Raw genomic sequence first — 1354 nt, 5'->3', positions numbered from 1 at the left:
CTATTTGATTTTTATATAATTTATGCTGTTTGCGTAAACGAAGTTGTTGAGCCTTCATGCGACGAAAGTCATGCTGAAATGAGCAACAGTGCGGTTACCAGAGGGGGTTACCCTTCTCACAGAACATAAAAAAGTTCGTCCTGAGTATACCTGATTTATTCACAATGTGAATTTATCTTAACTTTATATGCTTGTTTTCATACAGGGATGAAATAGTGAACATATAGATTGATCTGAGTCAATAATTAAATCACCATTAAGATTGGTAGTTGCGGTAAGTGTTATCCATAGGGTGCTGTTTTTACGTTTTTACTACGAGAACTTATCTATGACTTAACGGTTTTTCTTTTTTAAAGCATATTAGAGCAGAATCTTTCACTTATGTGATGTGAGTATTATTTTGGGATGACTTTGCTTTTCTTCATTCGAAATATCTAATTTTCGGATAATAAAAGTATACTTTTATTTATCTTCTCCAAAATTACCTTCAGGCTGGAAAAAATAAATGATGATAAGAGTTGTACCCTGTTTGCATTTTCCCTCACGTGGTGAGGTTGCAAAACGGAATACATCCGGTAGGTATGCTATCACATGTCTTACATGTAACCCGCCTGAACCCAGGCGGGCATAACCAGCCGCTAACGAGGCTGTTGCTGGGTCGCACAGTGAATACCGCCGCCACCGGCCGCGATACCGTCGATATTCAATTGAATAATTTCACGACCGGTAAATTGCTCCTGCAAAATATCGCGCGTGTTACGGTCCGTGCGTTTATCGCCAAACTCCGGCGCAATGACGGCATCATTGCACAGATAGAAATTGATATAACTGGCGGCAAAATCACTATTCGCATAGCTCTGGCGAATAGTTGATGGCCCTTCCAGCGTGATCACGTTCCTGCTTCTCGCCCCAGCCGTTGAAATTAAATCCAACGCCGGCGGGCACGCCATGGGGGCTTTTCACAAATACCGGCCCGGTATCGCGGATCCACAGGTCGTCAATCGGATGAACCAGCAGGTTAACTGATGGCCCGCATAGCTTTTCCGCGAGCGCATGGTCTTCTTCGCGCACCAGCATATTCACGGGGTCAAAGGCCGCAATGGTGTTTGCGACCAGCGCCAGATTTTTCCGTACCACGGGAAGTCGGTGAGATTCCCAGATCGCCGCACTGGCACCAAACGCCATCCAGGTGACAGTATGAGCTGTACTTTCCAGCAGCCCCGGCGTTGGCTGCGCTCACTCACCCCAGTCACGAACTTATGTCCGCTCCAGGGGATTCACTCACTTACCACCTCAATGCAGCTTGAATGATTATGCGTATAGAAAATAAATAATATGGGGGGGTTACTTATTC

The 1354-nt window shown here is 45.1% G+C and carries 2 protein-coding genes; both read right to left on the bottom strand.

What is annotated here, in order from left to right; translation table 11 throughout:
* Window positions 1-638 precede the first annotated feature (638 nt).
* Window positions 639-893: an agmatine deiminase family protein gene (locus NNO03_RS22390; RefSeq protein ID WP_271450608.1), complete on the bottom strand. Its 255-nt coding sequence runs from the start codon at window positions 891-893 to the stop codon at window positions 639-641.
* Window positions 844-1185 carry an agmatine deiminase family protein gene (locus tag NNO03_RS22385; RefSeq protein ID WP_271450607.1) on the bottom strand — a complete coding sequence of 114 codons (342 nt, stop codon included), beginning with the start codon at window positions 1183-1185 and terminating at the stop codon, window positions 844-846. The genes NNO03_RS22390 and NNO03_RS22385 overlap by 50 nt, the downstream gene beginning before the upstream one ends.
* Window positions 1186-1354: the final 169 nt, after the last annotated feature.

The organism is Citrobacter sp. Igbk 16 (assembly GCF_028069755.1).
Classification (GTDB): Bacteria; Pseudomonadota; Gammaproteobacteria; order Enterobacterales; family Enterobacteriaceae; genus Citrobacter.
Note: the sequence above shows the minus strand (reverse complement) of the source record. Positions and strands in the feature narration are given on the sequence as shown.